The sequence below is a fragment of the Nocardiopsis sp. TNDT3 genome, from assembly GCF_003427465.1.
Classification (GTDB): Bacteria; Actinomycetota; Actinomycetes; order Streptosporangiales; family Streptosporangiaceae; genus Nocardiopsis; species Nocardiopsis dassonvillei.
On record NZ_QPFC01001244.1, the window covers coordinates 1 to 4,432 of the forward strand.

A 4,432-nucleotide genomic window follows, 5' to 3' on the forward strand; every position below is an offset into this window, starting at 1 on the left:
CCGGGCGCCCTGCCGACGCCCCGCCCGCGACGCGGGGAGGCCCCGGTCACGGCGGGCGGCCCGAGCCTCCTCCGTCCCGGTCTCCGGGAGCGGCGCGGCGGCGCCCACCGCGGTGCCCGGAAGGGCGCCCGGGCCCGCGTCGTCCACCGTGATCCCGTACGTACGGCGAGGCCGGACGCTCCGACCTCGCCACATGTACAGGATCACCGCAGGTCAGAACCCCCGCTTCAGACCGACGACGGTTCCGGCCGGTCCGCTAGAGCGGTTCCGGAAGGGTGTCGGACCAGCCCTCGGCGTCCACCACCCGGATCAGTCCCTCCTGCACCACCGAGCACACGAGTTCGCCCTCGCGGGTGTAGACCAGCCCGCGCGCCAGACCGCGGGCGCCCTGGGCGGTCGGCGCCTCCTGCGCGTACAGCAGCCACTCGTCGGCGCGGAACGGCCGGTGGAACCACATCGCGTGGTCCAGGCTGGCCATGGAGATCCCCGCGAAGGAGCGGCCGTGGCGCAGCAGCACGGTGTCCAGCAGGGTCATGTCCGAGGCGTAGGTCATCAGGCACACGTGGGTGAGGCGGTCGTCGGGCAGCTTGCCGTCCACCTTGAGCCACACCGGGTTGTTGGCGGTGCGCAGCCGCGGATCGCGCTCGGCCTCGTAGGACAGCGGCCCCACCGGGCGCAGCTCGATGGGGTGCCAGCGCACGAACCCGGGCACGCGGCCGAAGGCCTCCTGCAGGCGCTCGCGCGTGCTCGGCAGCTCCTCCGGCGGCGGGACGTCGGGCATCGGGATCCGGTGGTCCAGGCCCGGCTCCTCCTTGTGGAAGGAGGCCGACAGGGTGAAGATCGGCTTGCCGTGCTGGATGGCCACCACCCGCCGGGTGGTGAAGGAGCGGCCGTCCCGGACGCGGTCCACCTCGTAGACGATGGGCACCGAGGGGTCGCCGGGGCGTATGAAGTACGCGTGCAGGGAGTGCACGTAGCGTTCGGCGGGGACGGTGCGCCCCGCCGCGACCAGCGCCTGGCCAGCGACCTGGCCGCCGAAGACCCGTTGGGGGCCCTCCTCGGGGCTGCTGCCCCGGAAGATGTCGTCCTCGATCCGCTCCAGGTCCAGCACGGTCAGCAGGTCGGCGAGGGACTGGCCCCGCGCCTGCGCGTCGGCGCTCTCACTCATCCGCCGCTTCCTCCCCGTCGTCCTCGGTCCGGCGGTCCATGACGTCCGCCGGGTCCGCGCCCGCCACCAGCGCCAGTACCGCCTCACCGTAGCGATCGAGCTTGACCGCGCCGACACCGGACACCGCCGCCAGCTGGGTGAGGCTGCCGGGCTCCTGCTCGGCGACGGCCTGGAGGGTGGCGTCGGTGAAGATCACGTAGGCGGGCACCTTCTGCTCCTGCGCGCACGCGCGGCGCCAGTCGCGCAGCCGCTCCAGCAGGGCCTCGTCGTAGCTGGAGGGGCAGTCCAGGCAGCGGCCCAGCTTGCGCTCGGCCGCGTCGGTGAGGGTGGCCGAGCACACCCGGCAGCGGGTCACGCCGCCCTTGCGGCGCTCGGCGCGCCGGGAGGCGGTGGACGGGGAGGCGGGGCGCAGGCCGTCGAGGAAGCGGGAGGGCTTGCGGGTCTTCCTGCCGCCGGGCGAGCGGGCCAGGGACCACGACATCGCCAGGTGCTCGCGGGCCCGCGTGACGCCCACGTAGAACAGGCGGCGCTCCTCCTCCACCTGCTCGTCGGTCTCGGCGTAGATGATCGGCATCATGCCCTCGGTGAGGCCGACCAGGAAGACGGCGTCCCACTCCAGGCCCTTGGCCGCGTGCAGGGAGGCGATGGTGACGCCCTCGAAGCCGGGCGCGTGCTCGGTGGCCATGCGCACGTCGAGCTCGTCCACGAGGTCGGCCATGGTCACCGGACTGCCGTCGGGCCTCGGCGCGGCGGCCATGTCCTCGGCCAGCTGGGCCAGCGCGGTCAGCGACTCCCAGCGTTCGCGGGCCTGGCGCCCCTCGGGCGCGCTCTCGGTCAGGCCGAGCTGTCCGAGCAGCTGGCGGACGGTGCGCACCAGGGGCTCGGCCTCCTCCCCCGCCGCCCCGTGCCGGGCGCCGCGCAGGGTGTGCACGGCCTGCTTGATCTCGGGGCGCTCGAAGAACCGGGTGGTCCCGCGCATCGTGAACGGCACGCCCTCGTCGGTCAGCGCCTGCTCGTAGGAGGCCGACTGGCCGTTGGTGCGCACCAGCACCGCGATCTCGCTGGCCGGGGTGCCGCCCTCCAGCAGGACGCTGATCTTGCGGGCGACCCCGGTGGCCTCGGCGAGCTCGTCGTCGTACTCCTGGTACATCGGGTCGGGGCCGTCGGGGCGCTGGGCCTGGAGGGTCAGGTGCTGGGCGGAGGTCGTGCCGCGCGCCTGGGCGATGACGTGGTTGGCCACCCGCACGACCTGGGGGGTGGAGCGGTAGTCGCGGACCAGCTGGACCACGGTGGCGTGGGGGTAGCGGGCGCCGAACCCGGTCAGGTAGCCGGGGGTGGCCCCGGCGAAGGAGTAGATGGTCTGGCTGGGGTCGCCGACCACGCACAGGTCGTCGCGGTCGCCCAGCCAGGCGTCCAGGAGCAGGCGCTGGAGCGGGTTGACGTCCTGGAACTCGTCGACGACGAAGTACCGGTACTGCTCGCGCACGCGCTGGGCGATGGCCGGGTACTCGGTGATCATGCCGGCGGTGAGTTCGAGCATGGACTCGAAGTCGAGGAGGTTGTGCTCGCGGCGCAGGTCCTCGTAGGCCTCGAAGACCCGGGCCACCTCGCCCGCGGGCAGCGGGGGCTGGCGGCCCGCCTTGACCACGGCCTTGTCGTAGTCGGTGGGGCGCACCTGGGTGACCTTGGACCACTCGATCTCGCCGGCCAGGTCGCGCAGGCCGTTGCGGTCGGGCTGGAGGCCCACCGAGTGGGCGGCGCGGGAGACCACCGGGAGCTTGCTCTCGATGAGGGTGGGCTTCTCGCCGCCCACGACCTGGGGCCAGAAGAAGGAGAGCTGGCGCAGGGCGGCGGCGTGGAAGGTGCGGGCCTGCACGCGGGGGGCGCCCAGGGCGCGCAGCCGGCCGCGCATCTCCCCGGCGGCGCGCGCGGTGAAGGTGACCGCGAGGACCTGCTGCTCGGCGACCACACCGCTGGAGACCGCGTACGCGATGCGGTGGGTGATGGCCCGGGTCTTGCCCGTCCCGGCACCGGCCAGGATGCACACGGGGCCGCGCAGCGCGCGTGCGGCCTGGGTCTGCTCCGGGTCCAGTCCCTCCAGGACGCGGTCGGGATCCATGGTGCTCCTGCGTAGGGTCGGGGTGGATGGGGTCCCAGTCTCTCAAGTATCGGCCGTGACGGGGAGCGGATCGGACCCCGTGCCCGCCGCCGGGGCCGCGGGAGGCACATCAGACATTCCAGAACCAGTTGGTCCTGTGAGGCGTCCCACGTTGTGTCACGCGGTCCCGGGAAGCGGTCCGGACCCCTCGGTGTTGAGATGACCGGACCGACCCATCGACCGTAGACGAAAGAAGGACGTGAGCGACATGACGAGCGCGGCGACCGAACAGTTCACGATGTACACCACCCCCTGGTGCGGGTACTGCAAGCGGCTCAAGAGCCAGCTCGCCCGCGAGGGGATCACCGGTCGTGAGGTGAACATCGAGGAGCACCCGGAGGCCGCGGAACTGGTCATGAGGGCCAACAACGGCAACCAGACGGTTCCGACGCTGGTCTTCAGCGACGGTGCGGCGATGACCAACCCGTCGCTCGCTCAGGTGAAGCAGAAACTGGCCGAGCTGTCGTAGGACGGTACGCGGGCCGCGGACCACGCCCCAGGGCGGGTCCCGCGGCCCGCACCGCGGGGCCCGCCTTCGGCGGTGCACCTCCGACGGCGCTCGGGTCACCAAGGACTCGGACGATGACGACGGGGAGTGTGGAGTTGGGGGAGGACATGAGGCCTCATGACATTGCGGTCGCCGACACGGTGGACACCGGTGTGGTCCGCCGCACCCCGGCCGGGTGGCGGGTGGGCGACGGCGAGGAGGTGCCCGACCTGGTGAGCGCGATGGTCCTGGCGGACCTGCTGACCGGCGAGTCGGGGACCCGGACCCCGCGTTCCCAGGCGCCCGGCCGGGCGCCGGAGGGCGCTTCGGAGGTGGAGCGGCTGCGGCACACCATCGCGCAGCTGGAGCACGCGCTGCAGTCGCGCGTGGTGGTGGAGCAGGCGATCGGGGTCCTGGCGGAGCGGCACACGATGGCGCCCCGCGAGGCCTTCGAGCGGCTGCGCTCCTCGGCGCGCTCGCGCGGGCGCAAGGTGGCGGACCTGGCGCGGGACGTGGTGGAGAGCAGCACGAGCCCCCTCACCGTGCTGCCCGACGAGCTGGGCGCCTCCCCCGGTTCGCGCTAGCGCGGCGACGGGCCGGGCGGGGCCCCGAGCGAAAC

Annotated in this window: 4 protein-coding genes; 2 read left to right on the forward strand and 2 right to left on the reverse strand. The window is 73.4% G+C overall.

What is annotated here, in order from left to right; all coding sequences use genetic code 11:
* Positions 1-256 precede the first annotated feature (256 nt).
* The gene (gene tesB, locus DQW06_RS26380) at positions 257-1,168 is read right to left on the reverse strand and encodes an acyl-CoA thioesterase II (protein ID WP_071622687.1); all 912 of its coding nucleotides are present in this window, start codon (positions 1,166-1,168) and stop codon (positions 257-259) included.
* Positions 1,161-3,287, reverse strand: coding sequence for an ATP-dependent DNA helicase UvrD2 (locus DQW06_RS26385; protein ID WP_117199515.1), 2,127 nt, complete (start codon positions 3,285-3,287; stop codon positions 1,161-1,163). The genes tesB and DQW06_RS26385 overlap by 8 nt, the downstream gene beginning before the upstream one ends.
* Before the next feature lie 247 nt (positions 3,288-3,534).
* Here DQW06_RS26385 and DQW06_RS26390 point away from each other — a divergent pair, with 247 nt between their 5' ends.
* Positions 3,535-3,795 carry a mycoredoxin gene (locus DQW06_RS26390; protein ID WP_013154812.1) on the forward strand — a complete coding sequence of 87 codons (261 nt, stop codon included), beginning with the start codon at positions 3,535-3,537 and terminating at the stop codon, positions 3,793-3,795.
* Positions 3,796-3,941: 146 nt separating this feature from the next.
* Positions 3,942-4,397, forward strand: a complete 456-nt coding sequence (locus DQW06_RS26395; RefSeq protein ID WP_174546883.1) for an ANTAR domain-containing protein — start codon at positions 3,942-3,944, stop codon at positions 4,395-4,397.
* The last annotated feature ends 35 nt before the right edge of the window (positions 4,398-4,432 follow it).